Origin of the sequence: Actinoplanes sp. NBRC 103695, assembly GCF_030269485.1 — a bacterium.
GTDB lineage: Bacteria > Actinomycetota > Actinomycetes > Mycobacteriales > Micromonosporaceae > Actinoplanes.
Genome location: NZ_BSTL01000012.1, coordinates 1 through 21486 on the forward strand (window position 1 = coordinate 1; position 21486 = coordinate 21486).

A 21486-nucleotide genomic window follows, 5' to 3' on the forward strand; every position below is an offset into this window, starting at 1 on the left:
CAACCAGCAACACGGAGGAACCCGGCCGAGCGCCGGGCCCTCACCATGCCTACAGAACAGCTAAAAGCACGCGAATCGCATTCATCGAATCATAGCTATGGGCCGACGGCCAAGCGAAAGACTGAGGTTAGGGCGAGGAGCGTTGAACCGTGGCAGACCCGGTCCTTCCGGATCCACAGAATCTGCGTAACGAGGCGGACGCATGGGACGCTCAGGCCGATCGGCTCAGTGAGCTGTCCCGATCCTTCGACATCCTTCCGTACGAATGGTCCGGTAAGGCGCACGAGGCGGCCCTCCGAGCGGCCTTCGCTCTGGGGGACTCCGTCGGGCAGGTTGTGCACTCTGCGCGCATGTGGGCCAACCAGCTCCGCTACATGGCCAACAAGGTCGAGGAGAAGATCCGGGAGCTGAACAAGCAGTTTCTCGAGGCTCTCGTCTCGTTGCTGTTCTTCTTCCGGATGCTGCCCTTCGATTTCATCATCATCCCTGCCGCGATCACCCGGATGGCGGTTAACCTGGCTACCCGCCTCGCGAGCCTGGGGGCCGCGTTGGGCCGCGCGTTCCTGGAATTTCTGGCCGGCTTTGTCGTCTACGGCATCGAAGCGTTCGCCATCGACTTGATCGCTCAAGGAATCGGGGCAGGGGCCAGCGGCGCCCCCTTCAAGCTCACCCCGTGGGAAGCGCTCGCGGTCGGTCTGGGAGCTCTGCTGGGTGGCCTTTTCTCGATCAACTGGAAAGAGCTGCGCAACGGTCTCCGCGGAGGGGCGCCGGGGGTCAAAGACGGGCCGTCCCTGCCGTCGAATCTCACCGACGTGAACCCAGACGTCAAGCCGGCCACGCGCCAGACGCCCGATTCGGTCCACGGACCCGACGTTCACGTCGACAACCCCAATCTCACGGGGCCCCGTCCCGAGTCACATGCCGGCCCGACCGGGCGTGGGACGGAAGGAATCACCGCGCCGACGCCGACGCCGGTTGTCCGGAGCGCCGGGCTCAGTCCGAGAGCAACGGGTGACGGTCTCGGCCGGGAAACGGTTGCGGGCGGATCGCCCGGCGCGACGGCGCGGCCGGTCGCCCATGTGACCGAGGGGCATGGGACGACACCGCAGGTGGCACACCTGGAACCACCGGGGGGAGTACGCCGGGTCAGCGGGCCTCCGGGCGCCGAGACGCCGTTGCTGAAGAGTCCGCACGCCGACCTGGGCGCTGGTGCCCAAACTCCCAAAGCCGGCGTCGACGGCCAGCAGCCGGCCGGTTTGCGGCCTCTCAACCTGGGACCCGAGTCACCGCACCCGGTCCACGGCGAGTCTTCGATGTCGGCGCATCCGCCCCAGCCGCCGAAGTCGCAGCCGGTAACCCCGAACGCGCACCTTGACGCCGGACACCCGGGTGCGGCGGCGCGCGGAGGAGAGCCGGCCGCGCCGCGGGGCGACCTTCCGACGGCGCAGCCCTCGACCGGACATGGTGCCGCCGGGCAACCGTCCGTACCCCCGCGCGTCTTGAATGATCTTCCCCCGCCGAAGGCGAACGTCCAGCCGCCGGCGCAGCTCCCGAAGACTCCGTCGGACGTCGGCAACTTCCACCAGAATGTCTCGACACCGTCGCACGCCGCCCCGCACTCCAGCCCGGTCGGCCCGCGTCCCGGCGGGCTTTCGGGCGGGGAGCAACCGCGGGTCGATCCCCCCGCCGCTTCTCCGGAGGCAGCTTCGGCCCGCCCGCCCATGGCAGGGACGGGAGAGCGGCCCGGTGGCGGCGATCTCCACCCCGGCCGGCAAGCACCCGAGCCGGTGCGTGCGCCGGTTCAGCCGGGATCGGAGCCGGTGCGTGCGCCGGTTCAGCCGGGATCGGAGCCGGTGCGTGCGCCGGTTCAGCCGGGATCGGAGCCGGTGCGTGCGCCGGTCCAGCCGGGGTCCGAGCCGGTCAAGGTGCCCGGCACGGCCGGTGGAGAGTCGCCGCGGGTGCCGGTTCGGCCCGGTGCCGAGCTGCCGAATGTGCCGGACCAGGCGGCCGGCGCACCGCCCAGATCGACCGGCCACCCCGCCGGTTCCGAATCGCGCCCGCCGGTTGAGGCCGGTGGCCACGCCACGTCGCGGCCATCGTCGCCGGCGTCACGGGACGGCCTGGGCGAACCGGCCAACGCAGGTCGAACCCTGCACAGCGATCCACTGCCGGCCGCGGATCGGACCATGGCCGGCGGATCCGGCGGGTCTCGGCCCACCGGATCGGAGGGTCGGGGGACGCATGCCGACGCTCCCCGGACAGCGGGAAACGAGGTCCCTCGCAACCCGCACGCCGATCTGGAGACGGCCGCCAAGGGGAACGCCGCCGTCGCCGGCGCCATGGACCGACACACCGTCGACGGTCGTCCCGCGCGGATAGAAGACGTACGGGCGGAGGAGAGTCGGGATCTCTGGCGTCACTATTGGGCGGACGTCAAGGCGGACGTGTACCGCCAGTTCATCTCGGACCCCCGTGCGGAGCTCGCGGCCGTCAATGCGCGAGTGATGGACCGCTTCGTCGACAACTTCGTCAGCCACGCCGGCCTCGCGCAGCACATCGACGAGATCAGGCGGGTCGTCCGCAACGAGTTCCGGGAACTGGGTTCGAAGGCTCTGCCGGACGCACTGGGTGAGATCACCAAGTATGTCGGGCGCAGGGCCGGCCTGCGGGAGGATCTCGTCAGCGACATCGCCCAGGGGTTCAAGACGCGCAACCCGGTCAAGATGGCCGAGGCAGCCGACGAGTTCCGGTTCGCGCTGCGTCAGCATCGGGCGGCCGACCCGGACGCCGTCGCCCGGCTGCACTCCCAGCCGCTCGGCGACCGGTCGCTCACCCTGGCCGAGGGTCGTGCTCTGCACGGCGGCGATGAGCGGGCCGCCCGGAAGTGGGCCACAGCGCGGGACAAGGAGTTCGGCGCGCTCAAGCACGACATCTCGAAGTTTCCCCTTCGCGATGTGCAGGTCAGTAATAGGACCCCGACCGTGAGGGCTACTTCGGTCGAGGAGGTGAACGCCAAGTACACCGCCGGGTTGAAGAGTGCCGAACGGGCGCAGTCGGTGTGGCGGGACGCAGCCGGCGAGTACGCGAAGGCCCAACGGCATGCCGCCGCGCTCGTGCGGGAGCTCCGGACGGGCGGCGAGCAGCGCCTGTCCTCCCTGGAATCGCTCAGCCCGGAGGATGCCGTACGGTTCCGCGCACAGCACAGTGCCGGGGTGAAGGCGATGTTCGACAGCACCTTGGGCCGGGCGATATCGAGCGGTGCGAGACCGGGCGGTGCCCACTTCCACATGGCCGAGCGTGACTTCGCCGACGGGCTGCGGGAACTGCGACGGCAGACGATCGCCGACGGTGTCGCCCATCATGAGATGATCCGGCTGCAAAGAGACATTGAGTCCGCGTACGCGGAAGCGACTGCCCGTGGCGTCGGTGAGGCCGACCGGATCGCCGCCCTGCAGCGGGTCCGGGAGACGGTGCGGATCGCCGTCGGGGACCTGATGCGTGGAAACGGCACCCGTTCCCTCGGCGTCGCGACGGTCCGGCACTGGGACGACCTCCAAGAGAAGATGGTTGGTGCGATCCGCCACCACTTCAGCGACGCGGCGATCGCCGAGAACCGCGCGTTGAAACGGGCGACCGCTCACATTCCGGCGGCGAAGACTGAGGTGGCCGTGCCGGCGGCGAAGACTGACGTGGCCGCGCCGGCCGACCGGGCCGGGGAACCGCGGTCACCGCGCCTTTCCGACGATGTCGAGGTCGCGGTCTTGCCGGCGGCTGACGCCCGCGACGCGGTCGAGGCGTTCATGCGGCTCAGCCCCCACTCCCTGGCCTTCGTCCCGGAAGAGACACTGGTCCGGCTGGGGACGGCGTATGTGCAGGAGCGGTACGCGGTGGAGGACATGCCGCCACCGGCCGATCACGTCGTGGCCGATCTGCTGCGGAATGCCCACAGTTTGCACGCGGTGACGCCAGAGCCGGCTCGGGTCGACGGCCTGCTCCGCGACCTCCTCAAAGCCGGTGGTTTTCACGTCAGCGAGGTGCGGAGCGGCACCGTCGTCCACGCGAGCCGCTATCAGGCCGGCCAAGACCTGGACGTGGTGACGGCGGCATCCGCTCTGGCCGAGGTTCCCGGCCTCCGGCGGATCGTGTTCGGCGCCGGCGTCGATCCGGAGGCCGCGCTGTCGGTGTTGAGCCCCGCGCTCCGCCCGCACACCGTCGTGCATGCCCCCTACCTCAAGCCGGCCGAGCAGGCCGAACTGGCGGAGCGGGCGGGGATCACGGTCACCATGGCGGCGCGGCCCGATCCGGTCCTGGCGACCCGGGCGCTGCCGATCGACGCGGCGGGCCGGGTCACCCTTCCGCACCTGGCCGTGGAGTGGCACTTCCGGGGCGGCGACAACCTGAGGAACGCCACGCCATCGGAGTTCGAGAAGCTCGCGGGGCGTACCGCGCATCCGCTTTCGGACGGCGGGGCGGTCGAGTTTCACCACTGGGGCGTCTGGGTCCGGCCAGCGGACGTACCCGTCGAGGTGGCCTTCCAGATCCGCAGCGGCATCCACGCCCACCAGGGCGACATACTGGTCGGTGCGGCCGGCCATCCCGTTTCGGGGCCGATGGCCGCCGAGGCGCGGGCGATCGCCAGGCGGCTGCCCGGTGGGGAGGGTGACCGGATCACCTGGCTGGGTGAACGCCCGGTGGCCGCGGAACCCGAGATCTCGGCGGGCGCGAGGACCGGCGAGAACGCCACGGCGATGCGGGTCCGGCGGTTCGGTGATCAGTTCGACCTCGACGCCGTGCATCAGCTGATCCTGAAACGCGCGCGGGCCGACGCCGACCTGGTCGAGATCAACCTTCCGACGCACACCAGCATGCGCTGGGACGACGGGTTCGAGTCGGTCAAGGACTCGTTCGTCGCCGATGTGCGGGCCGCGGCGGAGCGTTTCCTGGGTCGATCGACCTGGCACGACGCGTTCGATCAGGGGGGCTTCCAGCGGGCGTACGACGAACTGCACGGCTCGCTCGCGCAGCGGCTCGAGGCCCGGGCGCTCTGGGATTCCGCGGCCGGTGGCGCGAAGCAGCGGGTGGATTCGCTGTTCGACACGCATGCGCGGATGTCGGACCGGGCGGCCCTGTTCGGGGAGCGGGGCGTGCAGGCTCTGCGCGCGGAGTTCTGGGAGCGGTTCAACACATTCGCAGCCAAGTCCCTGGATCGGGTCGCGTCGGGCGAGGATTCCGAGCTGGCCGGGCGCCTCGAACTGACCGTGCCCGATCAGGTGCGGATGCGCCTGGACAGCCTGCTCGACACTCATCCCACCGCGCCGCACGGCCTGTCGAGGCGGATCGAGCGATACCTCGACGAGCTGGACGCGGCCGAGTACGGGCGGCGCGCGGCCGACGGCGTCACGGCGGCCGGTGGGCTGAACATCCCCGAAGTGGTGCTGCGGGAGCTGCGTTCCGTCGCGGGCCACGTCGTCCGGGCCGAGCACGAGGCGTGGTTCGGTCCGGACGGCGAATACGGCCTGGAACGATTGTCGCCGGACGTCGTGGTTTCTCGGTTGTGGGCCGCCCGGGTGGATGAAACCCTGGCCGCCGACCGGATGGTCCTGATCGAGAAGGACCTCCGCAGCGGGTACGACTGGCTCGCCCGGCGCGACCCGGATTTCGCGGACAACGTGGCGAAGGGCGCTGGATCCGGCGACAAGATCTCTCGTTCCTTCGCGGACGACAAGGCGGCGGCGCGGGTGCGAGACGCCCAAGCCGCGGAGCGGGCGTACGCAGCTGCGCGCGCGGAACGCGATGTGGCGTCGGCGCAGGCGGCGGTGAAGGCCAGGGCGGCAGAGGCCGAAATGGTCGATAAATGGTTCCGGGCCGGGGAGAGCCCGTTTCGGCCGGCCGGTGAACCGGGCACAGGGGAAAAATCGCTGTTTCCGACGAGTGACGAGATCGAGGCGGAGTTCAAGAAGGCCAAGGACGCGTCGACGTCGGCGGCGGCCGGCGGGGACGCGTATCTCAAGTTTTCGCTCAACAACACTCTCAGCCATCACGTCGAGCGCGCGGTCACCCTGCGCAACGAGTCGCGCCGGGCGGAGGGGCTAACCCCCGACCTGCACGAAGCTCAGCTGGACGACCTCCGGCAGGCTCTGCTGGACCGGGCGAAGGCCCGGGTCTCGGAGACCTTCAGCGATCCGTTCGACGCCGAGACCGGCCTGCCGCGAAAGCCGACGGCCGCCGAGGAGAAGGCCCGCGACGACGACTTGTACGCCTTCCTCGACGAGCTGACCGGAGAGCGGCTTCAGCGGGAGCTCGACAACATCGCCCGCGCGAAGGCCGTCGACGCGGATCTCTCCGCTCATCTGGACACGATAGATCCGTCTTCGATCCCGCACGGAGCGCCCGGGGAACTTGTCGTGGAGAACCTGGCGATCGGCCTGAAGCGTGTCTATGACGAGATCTTCCACTCCGCCGGCCGGGGAGAGGTGCCGCTGGGCGAGCTGCGGAAGGAGTGGACCAGCCGGCTGGACGCCTTCGGAGCCGACCTGCAGCACCGTGTCGACGCCGCTGCGGAGGCTCGCGTCCGGCTGACCGAAGGCGCGGCGGAGTTCCAGAAGATCGAGGCGGACGCGTTGGGCCGGGCCAAGGACCTTCAGCGCCCGGAGCACGTGGCCGAGATGCGAGAGGCTCACCGTGCGGAATATTTCGTCGCGAACGACACGTCGCTGTCCCGAGAGGTGGACCAGCGGACCTGGCTGGGCCGCGAGAAGCTGAAGGTCGACGAGTACAGCGAGACCTTGAGCAGGCGCCAGTGGCAGGCGACGCAGGAGACGCTGCGCCGGCGCCTCGACGAGGACTTCCAGGCGGCGATCAATCGGCTTGACCACCGCACGGACGGCGAACGGGCCGAGGCGGGTCGAGCGGCCCGGACGATCCAGAAGCGTTTCCTGGACGGCGTCCACGAGACCGCGACGACGACTCGGGCCGACGGCGAGGTCCTGGCCACCGTCCAGCGCCAGTACGAGACGCTGTCCCGGGGAGCCGATCTGCACCTGGCCGTGGAGCAGTTCGGCCGGCGCGTCTCGGCCGCCGTGGACATGGCCGTGGCCGATCGGATGCCGACCCACTTGCCGGCCGACCAGGTAACCATCGTGCGGGCGTACGCCGAGGGGCTGAAGTCTCGCCTCACCGACGAGCTACGGGCCTTGAGCGCGAGCCGCCCACCGGACTCGATGGGCGTCACCGAGATGAAGGACCTGCTGTCCGGCATCTGGCGTGAGGCCGTCGAGATCGCGCCGCGGGTTGAGGGTCGTCTGCTGGAGGCGGTCCGGCCGGTGGCTGTCGCCGTCCGCGAACGGGTGGGCGTATTGCTGTCCACGCTGAACCCGGTCTTCCCCGGGGGAGCCGGGCTGAGCGCCGCACGTCAGCGGCTGGAGCAGGCGTTCGACAACGCGTTGTCCGATCTGCGGCCGGAGCCGGCCCGAACCGATGCGATGGAGGCGGAGGCCATCTCGATCGTGCGCCGGCAGACGATCGATGACCTGGCCTCGTCGTACGCGACCGCGGGTTTCAACCGGACCGAGTGGGACGCCCGGGTCGAGCAGGCTCTGAGCCCGGAACACCTCGACACGTCCATCACCCTGCTCACCCGGCGGATGCACGCTGACCTGGCCCTGCACGAGCGCTTGGACGACGACGTGGACGCGCTGCTGGGACAGCTGGAGTTGTACGGGACTTCCCGGGCCGACCTCGAACAGGCCGGCGAAGCGTTCAAGTCGGCGATGCGTGACATGTTCAAGTCGACCTATTCGCAGAAGCCCCGCCCCTCGGACCATGCCGCCTGGGAGAGGCGGTACACCGAGGCGGTCGCATCGCTCGACACCTGGTTGTCGACGCATCTGGTCGTGGCCCGGGCGAAAGAGCTCGCGCGGGCTCAGGGCCTCGAAGAGCGGGTGGGGGACATCGCCGCGACGGTCATCGGGGACCGTCTCGTGCAGGCGGAGCTCCGGCTGCGGCCCGGCTCGGTCGGCCCGTCCGAACAGAGGCGTCTGGCCGACCGGCTGGCCACCGAACTGGAGGGCAGTGTTCCCGACTCCGACCTCGGCCGGATCGGCCGCGAGCTGAGGCTGTCGATCGAGCAGCGTCCGGTGGCGGCCCGGGCCGGCGCAGGCCTGTACGACCTCCGTTCGGAGCTGCAGGTTCGCATGCGGCGTGAGCTTCACCAGGTGATGACCGGGCACCCGGCCGGTTCAACCACGAAAGAGCGTGCCGTCGAGGCCGTGGTGAGCAAGGCGCTGGACGCCATCGACAGGCGGCCGGTGCTCGACTGGATCGTCGACCGGTCCGCGCTCGAGACGGAGATCAACAGCCTGGTGAATCCGGCCGGTCTGCACGATTCCGCCTCGCGGTTGGCCCGGCGGCTCGACGCCTTGGACACGTTGGAGTCTCAGCTGCGTCGGGACGTGCCGGGCCGGCTGGCCCAGTTGCCGAGGAACGGGACGTCGGAAGCCGACCTGGCCGCGGCGGGCGAAGCCTTCAAGGACGCCATGCGCGAGATGTTCCGGACGCGATACCCCGAGGCGCCGAGCTCCCTCGACCACGAGGTATGGGAGAGACGCTACATCGACGCCCTCACGTCTTTCGACTCGTGGGTCTCGACGCATCTGATCACCGCCCGGGCCGAACGGCTCGCCGCGTCCGGTCTCCGCCGGCCCGAGGACCAGGCCACCGCCCGGGCGGTCATCGACCGGGTCATCGGGCAGCGTCTCGTCCGGACAGGCAACCAGTTGATGTCCCGAGCCGGCTCGCCTCAGGCCGGCTCGTCGAGCCAGTCGTTCTCGGTCGGCCCGGCCGAACAGGTCCGGCTGGCCCGGGACCTGGCCGCCGCGCTGCCCGGCGGACCCGGGAACGCCGAGTTCACCCAGCTGGGCGACAGCTTGATCCGATCGGTCGAGCAGCGTCCGGTCGCGGCCCGGGCCGGCCACGGTATGGAGGCCGTACGGGCGGATCTGCGGCAGCGCGCCCGTGACGCCGCACAGAGCGCACTGGCGAGCCACCCGGCCGACGCCGCCGCCAAGAACGCGGCCATCGACGCCTTCACCCGGAAGATCGTCGGTATCGCCGACGAACGATCGATGATCGATTGGCTCCTCGACTGGCCCGCGGTGGAGAGTCAGATCAACGCCGAGCTGAGGAACGCCCGGTCGATTGCCGGCGAACTACGTCTCGAGGTGACCGAGCCGGCTGACCCGGAGACGGGCCACGCCGGCCGCCGGGCCTGGCGTCCCGGCGCCCCGGAGAATGAGCAGAACTCCGCCGACGCGGGTGCCTGGATGCCGCCGGCCCTCCGCGCCAAGCTGGCCGAGCTCGACACCAAGGTGCGCTCGGCGGTTGATCAGGCCCTCGCGAAGCTCGGCGCGCCCGGCCAGGATCCCGAATTCAGGTGGGCCGCGGACGAGTTCATCGCGTACGTCAGGCGGAACTTCGAGGGCCTCGTCAGGCTCCGGCAAGAGCACCGAATCGACAGTGAGTCCGAAGACCTCATCGCCAAGCTCGACGGCTGGCTGACCGTGAAAGTCGCCGGCAAGCGCGCCCACGACCAGGTTGTACACAGTTTTGACCAGGACTCGAGCCAACGCGCCCTCGACCCGCAGGACCGGGCCCGAGTCAAGGCCACCCTGACCGGCAGCGTCGAAAAGGTCATCGACAGCTACCTGCGTCTGGGCAAGCTGCGGGCGCAGTCCCTCGGCCGCCCGGAACAGGAGCATTTGTTCGCGGAGATCGGCCGAGAGCTGGTCGAGGACGCCGGGAAGCTCTCCAGCCGGCGACTCGGGTTGTCGCAGACGATGGCCGAGACGATGCGCGACGAGCTGGTGCGGATCGCAGTCGACCGACCGGTCGCGGTCGGCCGGAACGCCGGCGTGGAAGGCGAGCGAGCCGCGTTGCGCCGGTCCATCCGGGCCGAACTCGACAGCGAGCGGACGAGTGCATCCGCCCCGGCGACCCAGGTGCCGGACGACCGGGCCAAGGACGCATTCGTGGATGCGGAGCTGGCCCGGTTCGACACGGCCTACGACGCCGACTGGAACTTCGATCGAACTGCTTGGCGCAGGACTCTCGACGAGCATCTCGAGAACAAAGATCGATGGTTCGCGGCCTTCGAGCATCACGAGCGGGTCATGGCCGGGGTCCGGCGGGCCGCGGAAAGGGCCTTGACCAGGATCGCCGTGGACGAGGATCTCGAGGAAGCCGCGCAGGAGGCCGTGGACGCCTTCATCGACACGGTCGAGCGGCGGATCCGGCCCACCCACACCTTCTCCGACGAGCGGACGGTCCAGAACACCGTCGACTCGATGATGAGGCTGCGCGACTCCTGGATCAGCGTGCATCTGCTCGGGCAGCGGATGCGGCGGGATGTCGGCCAGGCCCTGACCGCGAGGTTGCGGCGGCTGCCGATCGACTCGGCGCCGGTCGTCCGGGCCGTCGACGCGGAGCTCGAGCGGCGCATCGCTCGTCAGCTCGCTGAGAGTGCGTCGGCCGGGCTCTGGCCCGACCTGGGGCAGAGCGACCTGGCCCGGCTGGCCACGTTCTGGACCGAGCGTGTGGCGCTGACCGCCGAGGAGCAGGTGGCCTTCGACGACGGCGTGTCGGTGTTCCGGCAAGCGAATGCGGCGGTCGGGGAGAGTCTCCGATCGCTGGACGCCAACCCGGTGCCGGTCGCCCGGTCGACGGTCGAGCGGTGGCACGCCGCCGTGGATGCCATGCTGGGTGACACCGCGGGCGACAAGGCGCTGCGTGAGCGCATCGTGGCCGACTTCGACGAGCGCCGAGAGCGGTGGTGGGAATTCTCCGAGGGCAGCTGGGAGCAGGTCCTCCGGAAGTACGCCAAGGAGGGGCCGGACTGGGTGGCCTCGTACAACCGCCGGTCGGCCGCGCTGGCCGAGACCAGGTCGGCCCTGGACAGCCGGCTCACCGCCGCTTATGCCGACAGTGCCCCGCAAGCCGCGGCACGCCTGCGCACCGCTGTCGAAGAGCTGTTCCACGACCGGTTCATCGCGGTCGGCGCCGACCAGCGGTTCATCGAGGCCGACGCGGACTCGTGGCGGCGCCGGCTGGATCAGATACTCGGTTCCGCTGATGCGTGGATCACGGTGTCGCGGGTCGGCGATCGGGTCCGGGATCGCGTCGACGCGCTGGCGCCCGGGCTCTCCGATCAGGTCCGTGAACGTCTCTCCAACCGGATCGACGCCGAGCTCGGGCAATATCTGAATCTGAGCCGGCGGACGGCTCTGCCGCAGCCGGGATCGGCCGACCAGGATCGGCTGGCCCGCGATCTCACGTCGGCCGCCGAGGTCGCCGATACCGGACTGACCAGCGACGAGCTGCTGGCGGACGTGCGCCGTTCGCTGGGCCGGAACCCTCTTCCGGTGCATGCCGGAGCCGGCCTGGACGGCGAACGGGCCCGGCTGAACGAGCAGTTCGAGGCGGCGGCCCAATCGATGCGGCACCTTTTCGAGGGACCGTGGTCCGAGGCAGCGGAACGGGCTGCCATCGCTTTCGGTGAGCCGCTCGGTCAGGAGCTGGAACGGCGGCATTCGCGGGAGTGGGACTTCGATCGCGCCGCCTGGAGTCAGCACATCGCGGACACCTTCGAGGGGTACGGCGACTGGGTCACCACGCACGTGCGGCTCCAGGAGTTGCGCGGAGACGTCGAGGACCAGGCGGATCCCGGCGCTGAGCGGGCGTTCCGGGACATGCTGCTGAGCAAGCTCGACGAGCATCGCAGGGAACTTCGCGAGGCCGTCCGGACCCACGACGTGTTCCGTCTGATCCGTCCCTGGGGGGAGCAACTAGAGGAACATCTGGCCCAGGCTGATGCCTGGGTGGCCGGCCACCCCACGGACCAGGAGCCGACACTCGATGCGCTCGACGACCGGCCCGCGGCGGTGGCCGAGCCGGCGCAGCTCACGCCGGACGTCTCGGCTCACCCGGCCGAGATGGCTGAGCTCGACCACATGGTGAGTACAGCGCTTGACGACGCGTTCGCGAAGCTGAGCAAGCATGCCCACTGGCCGTCGTACAAATCGGCCTTCGAGAGAGCGGCCGAGGACTTCAGGGCGTACGCGCGCCAGATCTTCGGGAGCCGCGTCGCGCTCGGCCGCGGCGAGAGCCTCGACAGCGTGTACGACGCCCTGGTCGCGAAGCTCGACGGCTGGCTGACGGTGCGGGCGGTCGCTCAGCGCGCCTCCGACTATGTGACACGCGCCTTCGACCGGCGCTGGGGCCGGGAAGCCGCCGGCCCGCAAGAGCGGGCGGCGGCCAGAAGTGCCCTGATCGAGACCATCGATACGGTCGTTCGTCCGTACCTGTATTTCGACGCGTTGCGCATGACATCGCTCGGTCAGCTGGAGCAGCAGGGCCTGTTCGCGCAGATCGACCGCGAGCTCGTCGCCACCGCCGACCGGCTCGCAAAAGATCAGTTCGCCTGGATGCGGCCGGTTGCCAACGCGATGCGGGCAGAGGCTCAGCAGGATCGGCCGCTGATGCGGATCGCGGCCGGTCAACCGGTCCCGGCCGGCCGGTCGGCCGATGCCGAGAACGACCGAGCCGTGTTGCGCCGATCCATCAGCGCGCAGCTCCAGAGCGGTCCGATGGCATTCTCGATCGCGATGCTTCCCGCGTTCGTCGACGACGAGCTGGTCCGGTACGACGAGGCCCGGGCCGCCGACTGGAACTTCGATCAGGCGGCGTGGCTCGCCGGTGTGCCGCAACGGGCCACCCTGGCGGCGACGACGCTGGCTGTCGGCGCGGATCTCGCTCCGGCCAGGCGGGCCGCCGTCAACGCCTTCGTCGTGGCCGCCGAGCGGCGCCTCCAGGCCGCCCCGGCGTCGGCCGGCGGTGCAACGATGCGGTCGGAGACGCTTGACTCGATGGTGCGCCTGCGCGAGTCCTGGATCAGCGTGCATCTGCTCGGGCAGCGGCTGCGGCGGGATGTCGGCCAGGCCCTGGCCGCGAGGTTGCGAGAGCGGCCGGCCACGTCGGAGGCGATTGTCCGGGCGGTCGACGCGGAGATCGAAAAACGCGTCGCTCGTCAGCTCGATCTGTCGTCGTCGTTCGCGCTCTGGCCCGACCTGGAGCAGAGAGACCTGGCTGGGCTGGCCACGTTCTGGACAGCGGACCTCGCGCCGTCGGCCTACGACGCGGTGACCTTCCGCGATCGCGAATGGACGGGGCAACGAGTCGGCGAGGCCGTCGACGAGGCCCTGGAGTCGTTGCGTTCCGCCCCGGTCCCGCTCGCGCCGCCCATCGGTGACCGGTGGCGGAGCCTGGACGCCCAGCTGGGTGACAGTGCGGGCGACCAGGCGCTGCGGGCGCGCATCCTCGATGATTTCGACAAGCGCCGCAAGCAATGGTGGGAGCTCACCGACGTCGCCTGGGAGCGGATTCTCCACCGTCACCTCATGCACCGGACGACCTGGGTGGCCTCGTACAACCGCCGGGCGGCGGCGCTCGCCGAGACCAGGACGCTCCTGGACAGCCGGCTGCCGGCCGAGCTCGTCGACCGTGCGCCGGAAGCCGCGGCGCGGTTCCGTACCGCGATCGAACAGCTCTTCCTCGACAGCCACAGTCTGACTTCCGACGAGGCGTCGTTCTCCGGAAGCGACGCGCGCTCGTGGCGCAGCCGGCTGGACCGGATACTCGGGTCGGCCGATGCCTGGATCACCGTGTCCCAGATCCGTGACCGGGTGCGCGATCGTGTCGATGCGATCGTGCCAGGGCTGTCCGACGTGGCTCGCCTGCGCCTCTCCAGCCAAATCCATCACGCACTGGAGAGTTATCTGAATCTGAACCGGAAGGCGGCTCTGCCCCTACCGGGCTTGGAGGATCAGGTACGACTGGTACGCGACATCGCGCGAAGCCTGGCGACCGTCGACACCCCCGGCCTCGACCTGGATGAGCTGACGTCGGGCCTGGTCCGCTCGATCAGCAAGGATCCGGTGCCCGTGCCGATGGGGGCCGGTCTGGCCGCCGACCAGGCTCGGCTGATGGAGCGGATCGAATCCGTAGCGCAGCCGGCGCTGGCCGGCCTCGGCAGCGAATCGCCCGAGGCCGGAATCCGGGCCGTCACCGCGTTCGCCGAGCGGCTGGGCCACGAGTTGGAGCGACGACACAGTCAAGCGTGGGACTTCGATCGCGAGGTCTGGGACCGGCACCTCACGGAAGAACTGACCGGGCTCGGCGACTGGATCGCCATGCACGTCCGGTTCCAGGATGCGCGCGGAGACGTCGGCGACCGCGTGGATCCCGAGGCCGAGCACGCCTTCCGGACCATGGTGACGAGTGAGTTCGACGAGCATCGCAGGAAGCACCGCGAAGCCGTCAAGGCCAATGATCTGAACTCGGCGCGTCCCTGGTCGGAGGTGCTGGAGGAACATCTGGCGAAGGCTGATTCCTGGCTGTCCGACTGGCTGGCCGCCCGGGCCGCCCGGGCCGAGAAGGTGCGGACGTACTCCGAGGAGATCGATCGCCGCTTGAGCGCGGCCGTGGCGCGGCATGAGGTCGCCGAGGACGTCGGGGCTCGCGCGGTCGCGTCGACAAGAGAGGCACTGCTCGCTGAGTCCAACATCGCTATCACCCCGGATTTGCCGTCCATTGTGGAACGCCTCCTCGAAAGCCAGATCCTCAGGCACGAACTGGATGATCTGATCGACGAAGCCCTTGGCGGCTACCGCACGATCTGGGAGCGGCAGGGGGTGGCGCAGTGGGAGCTGGACCAGCTCGGTGAACTCGGCCGACGACTGCGGGCGGACATCGCGCGGCCCTACCACATGCACCCGAGGCCGAAGCTCGATCTGCCGGCCCGGGCGAGCGAGATCATCGAGGAGTTCCACCGGACCGCGAACTGGACCAATGACGCTGAGGTCACCCTCGGTACCCGTGCCGTCTTCGCCGAGGTGCGGCAGAGACTGACCAGCGCCGCGGACGAGATGGCGGCGAAATGGCGAGCCGCGGCGGCCGCTGCGTACACCCAGGACGTTGCTCCGAAGAAGGTCGCGGCGCAGGCTGAGCCGGTCCAGGAAACCCCGGCAACGGCGGTCCCCCAAGCGGTGGGGCAACCGGATCTCGAGGTACGGCGACCGGATTTCACGGTGGAGCGACCGGATTTCGTGGCGGATTTCGCCGAGCGGGTCATCAGGGATCCGGCCGACGCCGCGCTCGCCCAGTTCGCGGCCAGGCTGGCAGTGCAATTCAAGGCTCGTGCGGACGCCGAGTTCGATCGGCTGGCGTCCGCCCAGGGGCGACCGTACACAGTGAACCCCGATGCGAGCTGGAGGGGCTTCTACTCCGGTCTCATCAACGAATTCAAAGCGACGTTCCACAGCCGGGCCGAATTCAACCGGCGGGTGTCGGGGATTCAGGCAGCGGACCCTGGTGTCCCTTCGGACTGGGCTGAACAGTATCCGACCCTGGCCCCGGCAATGCGGCGGGAATTCCAGTCGTGGGTGCAGCAACTGATCTCGGAGAGCGTCGGTCTCGCACCGCAATCGCTGGACGCCGCGGCGACCATGTTCGCGGCGAGTTACCCGGATCTGGTGAAGCGGATGTCTTATCGTCGCACCCAGGCCAGAATTGATCACGAGCGACGCACGCTGGCAAATGACCGATTCGACGAGCGGGCCGCCGAATACCCGGGGCTCGACGACACCGCCCGCAAGGCGGCCAAGGACGCGTACCTGGCTTACCTCGACCGGCATCGGGTGCAGCCGGCCGATGCGAAGGCCGAGGAGGCACTCCAGCACAGCTTGGACGCGGCTGACGTGTACGACTCCTTCGTGGCGGACTGGCCGCCGCACACGCCCCACTCGGTGGTCGACGACGCCCGGACCATTCTGCATTCGATGCGTGAAAGGCTGACCGAAGCGGGCGCGCCGGCGTTGCTGGAACGCCATCTGACGGCCATCGACCGGGAGATTCCCGCGCGTCGTGAGGCGGACCTGAGTCTCGCCGGCGCTATCGCGGACGTCGTGGTGAGCGACGAGACGGCACTCACCCAACTTCCGCCGGAGCAGGCCGAGTCGATCTTCCGTTTCCTCGTCGACCGCGTCGCCCCCAGCCGCGCACCGGTCCTGCAGCAGATCCGCAACGGGGCCGCCATCCACAGGTACGCCCCTGAGCACATCGAACAGGAAATCCGGCGGGAAGGCGACCAGATCGCCCCACTCGTCGAACGGTGGCTGGAGCATCCGGCCCTGCTCCTGCTGTCCGAGTCGCCGGCCGGCCGGGCGTTCCTGCACGAGCCGACCCTGGACCGGTTGCGCGACGCACTGAAGACCGCTGATGTTCTGCTTCGACCCGGCGTGCTCGACGCTCTGCCGGCCGTCCTGTCCCATTTCCCGGAACTGGTTTCACACCGCGTCCCGATTACCGGCCTGCTGCACGGGCTCGTGCAAATCGAGGACGCGGTCGGCAGTGCTGTCGAAATGGCGCGGGACCAGATCGAGGATGTCCTCGGCGAGGTTGACGACGCCGTGGTCGACCGGATCCGGGACACGATTCCCGTCGCGGTGGCCGAAGCTCTGGCCTGGGCCCACGCCATCCGGTTCGCGCCCGGGCAGATGCGGGGCGTCATCGATCATCTGTACGCCCGGATCGACGACGAGGTGCACGCGTGGCACCTCCGCGGTGACCTCTTTTCCGCCACGGACGCCGGCCGGGCGCACCGGTTGGCCGGGGGGATCCGTGATCTGGAAGCCGAATACGCCGGCTACCTCCAAGCCGGCACGATCCCGTCCCGGTCCGAGCCGGAGCTGGAGTCGGAGCCGGATACCGACCGCGCCGACGCCCCCGCCGATGTCGCTGAGCTGATCCAGGACGTCGCCCGGCAAACCTGGGAACAGATCGAAGGGGCCCTGGCCCGCCCCGACCGCATGGTCGCGGAGGCGACCCGAGAGTTGATCGCCGCCGAGATCGATGACGCGCTGCAGGCGGCGATCGACCATGCGCTGGCGGGCATGCGGCGGGACGGTTTCGTCGATGAGGCGATCCGGGCCGGAAGCGAAAGCCTGAGGCGGACAGCCGCCGCGCTGGTCAGCAGTGTGCCACTCCGGATCCTGCAGGATGCCCAGCTCGAGGTGGAAGCGGCGCGAGCGGCGACGGCCTTCGCCCGCCTCGTCGACGAGGACGAGGGCGAGGAGGAGACGCCGGCAGCGACTCGGCAGACACTGGCCGAGTCGTTCATCGAGGACTGGCTGACCCGGTACGACCAGACTTTCGGGCGGTCCGGCGAATGGATCACCGGCGTCCAGCGGTCCGGATCCGCGCACACCGAGCGCCTGCGCGAGCTGGCCCACACCGCGTCGACGGCCGAGGTCGATGTCGTCGAGCCGGAGACCGTCGAGGACGTCACCGGCGGGCCGGCCACAGCCGAGCAGTGGGAGGTGCGGCTGGCCGGCCTGGGGCTGCCCGGCGTGGCCCGGCGGTTCTTCGACCAGTCCGGTCCCCACCTGCGTAGTCACCTGCTCATCGAGCACGTCGGTACGGCCGGCGTACCGGCCTTGGCCATGCTGGCCCGGATGGTCGATGATCTCCCCGCACCGGACGCGGTCGACCGCGCCACCGGCTGGGCGCTCGACCTGGTCCACCGAACCCTCAACGGCCGGCCGATCGCGACCGAACGCGCGCCCGGATGGCTCAAGAACGATCTGCCCTTCCGGCTCAAGGAGAAGCTGATGGAAGGCGTACTGGAACGTCCGGAGGCCGTCGGTGCCGCCGGCGAGGTGCTCACCCGCCTCGCGTACCTGATCATGGATTGCTGAACGGGTGGACATCGACCGTCCCCACACGGATGACTACAGCGCTCCGCGGCTCGGTGACAGGCTGGCGTACGTCGGACCACATCGAGGGAAGGGGCTGCCGTGACCCAGCCGGACCTGAACCGCGCGATGAGCATGGCGATGTCGATGCAGGACCAGGTGAGCGCCATCCGCGACAAGATGGCCGAGATCGAGCTGATCGGTTCGGCGGCCGGCGGCGCGGTCAAGGTGCGGGTCACCGCAACCGGCGAGTACCGCTCGGTGCGGATCGATCCGGAGGTGTACGACTACGGCCGGGAGGCCGTCCAGGACGCCGTCCTGGCCGCGCTGCAGGACATCGCACGGCAGCTCAAGGAGATCACCGAGCGCCGGGCCAACGACATGCAGGACATCTTCGACGACGTCACCAAGGGCTTGTTGTCGGGGAACTGATCAGATGCAGTTCGGCGTTTACACCATCGGTGATCGTGCGGCTGACGCCCGGACCGGCCAGATGCCGGCCGACCACGAGCGCCTCAAGGGCCTGGCCCGCATCGCCGTGCAGGCCGAGTCGGCCGGGTTCGACGTCTTCGCCGTCGGCGAGCACCACAACCCTCCCTACGCCTCCTCCGCACCGGCCACCCTGCTCGGATACGTCGCCGCGCAGACCAGCCACCTGCTGCTGTCCACCGCGGCGACGTTGATCACGACAAATGATCCGGTACGGATCGCCGAGGAATACGCCACCCTCCAGCACCTGAGCGACGGGCGTCTGGACGTGATGCTCGGCCGGGGCAACACCGGTCCGGTGTTCCCGTGGTTCGGCCGGGACTCCCGGGACAGCCACCGGCTCGCCGCCGAGAACTACGGACTGCTGCGCCGGCTGTGGACCGAGGAGAAGGTCGACTGGTCCGGCGAATTCCGTACCCCACTTGAAGGTTTCACCTCGGTGCCGCGGCCCTACGCGAGCAGGCCGCCGTTCGTCTGGCATGCGACAGTGTCCAGCGAGGAGACCGTCGATCTGGCCGCCCGCCACGGTGACGGCCTGTTCGCCAACCACGTCTTCTGGCCGTGGCAACACACCGCGGCCCTCATTCAGCGGTTCCGCGAGAAATACGCGGAGTACGGCCACGGCGAACCCGGGCAGGCGGTCGTGGGGATCGGCGGTCACGTCTTCGTCCGGCCGCGCTCGCAGGACGCGATCAGTGAGTTCCGGCCGTATTTCGACAGATCACCGATCTATGGCCACGGCCCTTCCCTCGAGCAGCACATGAACACCACCCCGCTCGTGGTGGGCAGCCCCCAGCAGGTCATCGACGCGGTTCTCGGGTACCGGGACTATGTCGGCGACTACCGGCGTCTGCTCTTTCTCATCGACCATGGCGGGCTCCCTCTCGCGGCGGTGCTCGACCAGATCAACCTGCTCGGTGCCGAAGTGCTCCCGGTGCTGCGCAGGGAGCTTGCCGCCCGCATCCGGATCGGCTGAGGGACTACGCCCGTCCTTCCCATGGAGGACTGTCGACGCTCCGCGGCGCGCTGTGACGATCTCTGGTGACGTACCAGATTCAGCGATGCTCGATGGGAGTCCGTGGTGGGAGTGCTTGAGGATTGCGCCGAGTTCATCAACACGGTCGGCCCCAATGCGTCAGTATTCCGTACCGGTTCAGCGGCCACGCCGTTGGACCCCGGCCTGGAGGACGCGGTCCGGGCCGTCTCCGGGTCTGAGGGACACCATCTGCTGGTCGGCACCGAGGATGTGCAGAACCCGAGACTGGCGGAGTACGTCCGGAGCGCGACCAGCAAGGGTATCGACCTGGTGGTCGACCTCTTCGACAGCGGCACGAAGGAGCTGGTGACCGACCCCGCGCCGCTCCGCGCCGCGCACGAACGGCTCGATGTCGCGGTGGGCACGGGCGACGGTGCCAACCGGATTGTTCCCGACGCGATCGTCCGGCGGCAGAGCGCGCTGCGCACGCTGGCGGAGGACACCGCGGCTCCGTCGATGAGCCGGCTGGTCGATTTCCTGGCCGGTCTTCAAGGGGAGCACTTCGACATCGGTACGACCCTGGGTGCGTTGGCCGCGCTGAGCGGCGAGCTGCCTGGCCTGCGGATGACAGACCTGGCCGGCTCGAACGCCCCGATGGGGAGGTTCACCGCCGAGCGCGGCCTGGCCACCGGCTTCGAGCGGTTCGACCTGGGCGGGGTCCTGTCGCAGGTGGACCAGGGGGCACGCGCGCTGGTGCACGGGTGGAAGCCGGGCGACACCGAACCGCAGACGTACCTGTTCTTCGCCGACCGCGGCCAGAGGTACTGGGTCGATGTGTCGAAAGGACCCGCCGGTGCCCTGGTGGAGACCGATCTCGAGGGTGATGATGCTCGGCTCGTCATGGAGCAGCCAGCCACTCGGGTGATGCTTCTCGACGTACACAACCAGGCGTTTCCCGTCCCGGCGCAGCAGGCACGCGTCCGGGACGGTGCGAATCCGGGCGTGACGGAGCTGGGAGCCTGGTCGGCGCCGACCGCCATGGGTAATCACATCCGCGAGAAGGCCGCCTCGATCCACGACGAAAACGTGATCCTCCTGCAGGTCCGGCGTGGCCCGAAAAAGAACGGCCAGCCCACCCTGGACGTGAATCTGAAGAGAGAGCTCGCCGAGGCGTTGCGGAGTCTCCACGAGCCCGTGATCGTCTCCACCGAATCGCTCGAGGATCTGAACGGATTGGCCACGGTTCAGTACGACGCCAAGGTCATCTCGCCGCAGGCCGTCGGCCTCGACAGGCACGAATGGGAAGTGGTCCACCGCGGCGGGGTGAACCGGGACAGGTACTTCGAACTCTCGGCCGACCTGATTCGCCGCGTGCTGCAGGCGGACTCGGCGAAAGAAAATCTGCCGCCGATGCTGGAAAGTCTGATTCGGTCGGACAGCTGGAAGGCCGTGCAACAGCTTATGGACTCGCATCGGCCGGAGATTTCCACTCCGGAGAACGCGGCAATTCTCAAGGGCAAGGTGGATGCGGCCGACGCCAGGGCGGCGCAGCCGAATCCACTCGGATCCGGAACGATCGGGGAAGCCCCGTTCTATCTGCCTGACCGGACACTGCCGGCGCTGTCCGTTTTGGTGGGGATCGACGCCCGAGTGTCGACGGATCCGCGGTGGGCCGACAAGGAGTCGATGGAGCCGTCGAGCCCGTTTCTCACCGATGAGACCAGACCCGCCAACGTGCGATTCGATGCGCAGACGGTGCTTGGTTACCTTACCAATCGGGCGATGAGCCTGCCGTCGGACGAGAGACTTGAATTCAATATGGCGGTGGTGCGGCTGCGGGACATGTTCCGGCCGCTGACCACCGACGAGTATGGTCCGCTCACCGCCCGGGAGCTCGAAATCCTGCTCGGTGCGAAGGGCGAGTTCGCCGACGAGCGGGCTCAGCGGCAACCCGGCGCACCGGAACTCGACCTCGGTCACGCCGCTGTGGCAAAGATGCTCGGTGAGATCTACGACCAGGGCCTTACCAGCGTCGATCCCGATCGGATACGCACGCTTGTCGATGCCATCGACTGCTTCACAGGCGAGATCCGGGTCGGTTACCACTATCTGTTCAAGCTGGTGTCCAATTCCGACCGGCCGCATGAGGCGTTCGCGGTGAATCAGATAAGCGACGAGCTCAGCCTCTGCCACTGACGGCCCGACAGCGCGGGAGTGTGT

At 69.2% G+C, this 21486-nt stretch carries 5 protein-coding genes; 4 read left to right on the top strand and 1 reads right to left on the bottom strand.

Annotated features, from left to right (window positions below; genetic code table 11):
* Positions 1–95: 95 nt before the first annotated feature.
* Positions 96–629 (bottom strand): hypothetical protein, encoded by a 534-nt coding sequence (locus QSK31_RS22080; RefSeq protein ID WP_285686178.1) that lies wholly within the window; start codon positions 627–629, stop codon positions 96–98.
* Positions 630–2504: 1875 nt separating this feature from the next.
* Here QSK31_RS22080 and QSK31_RS22085 point away from each other — a divergent pair.
* The 4 genes from QSK31_RS22085 (at position 2505) to QSK31_RS22100 (ending at position 21462) form a co-directional block, all read left to right on the top strand.
* Positions 2505–17804: a hypothetical protein gene (locus tag QSK31_RS22085; protein ID WP_285686179.1), complete on the top strand. Its 15300-nt coding sequence runs from the start codon at positions 2505–2507 to the stop codon at positions 17802–17804.
* Positions 17805–17903: 99 nt separating this feature from the next.
* Positions 17904–18233 carry a YbaB/EbfC family nucleoid-associated protein gene (locus QSK31_RS22090; protein ID WP_285686180.1) on the top strand — a complete coding sequence of 110 codons (330 nt, stop codon included), beginning with the start codon at positions 17904–17906 and terminating at the stop codon, positions 18231–18233.
* Positions 18234–18237: 4 nt separating this feature from the next.
* Positions 18238–19266: a CE1758 family FMN-dependent luciferase-like monooxygenase gene (locus QSK31_RS22095; RefSeq protein WP_285686181.1), complete on the top strand. Its 1029-nt coding sequence runs from the start codon at positions 18238–18240 to the stop codon at positions 19264–19266.
* A 105-nt stretch (positions 19267–19371) separates the two neighbouring features.
* Positions 19372–21462: a hypothetical protein gene (locus QSK31_RS22100; protein WP_285686182.1), complete on the top strand. Its 2091-nt coding sequence runs from the start codon at positions 19372–19374 to the stop codon at positions 21460–21462.
* The last annotated feature ends 24 nt before the right edge of the window (positions 21463–21486 follow it).

Coding starts and splice junctions, on each gene's coding strand:
- QSK31_RS22085 (WP_285686179.1), top strand. CDS start 2,505: ATGGACCGCTTCGTCGACAACTTCGTCAGCCACGCCGGCCTCGCGCAG.
- QSK31_RS22095 (WP_285686181.1), top strand. CDS start 18,238: ATGCAGTTCGGCGTTTACACCATCGGTGATCGTGCGGCTGACGCCCGG.